The sequence below is a fragment of the Herbiconiux daphne genome (assembly GCF_024979295.1).
Taxonomy (GTDB): Bacteria; Actinomycetota; Actinomycetes; order Actinomycetales; family Microbacteriaceae; genus Herbiconiux; species Herbiconiux daphnes.
Map to the genome: position 1 here is coordinate 1 of NZ_JANLCJ010000556.1, position 604 is coordinate 604.

A 604-nucleotide genomic window follows, 5' to 3' on the forward strand; every position below is an offset into this window, starting at 1 on the left:
TTTCCATGCTTTCCGGTTGTTCTGTTAACCGTGGGGCTAGTGATTTGGAAGTGTGTAAATCCCTTAGCGGTGATACCTTCTACAGTGCCAGTGATGCTAATCAGGTCATACAAGAGCGCGTAAACGCTGGCACAATGACCATTAGCCCGGCTCAGTGCTACCAGATAGCACAGCAGACTAGCGTACAATGGGCCGCTACCAGTGCCAATCTAAATCAAATGGCGATACAGCAACAGGCTATAGAAGCCTCACGCCAGCCACAACAGGTAAACGTAACAGTTAACAAGGGCTATGGGTGGTGATATGTCTCCTGTAACAGCGTGGCGGCTCACCTTTGGCGGGTGTGTCGTATTCTGGCTAATCCTGTTAACTATAGTCTACCAGTTTGCTTAACCTAAACCCCTTAATTGGGGTTTTCTTTTATCTAAAATGAAACAGAGTTTTAACACTTATTTTGTTTAGTAAAAAATGATTGTGATAACGCTCACACATAGAGTAAGATTTATCCGATTCGTTAGCTTTACGTGCTATTTCACAAATAAAAAAGCCGCAAAATCAAAGAGTTAAGATTATTTGCGGCGAAAAGTGAAATTAGTGCTTGATT

The 604-nt window shown here is 42.7% G+C and carries 1 protein-coding gene; it reads left to right on the top strand.

Annotated features, from left to right (window positions below):
- Positions 1 to 302, top strand: a 302-nt coding sequence (locus tag N1032_RS26420; protein ID WP_259543619.1) for a hypothetical protein, incomplete at its 5' end; no start/stop codon positions are given.
- Positions 303 to 604: the final 302 nt, after the last annotated feature.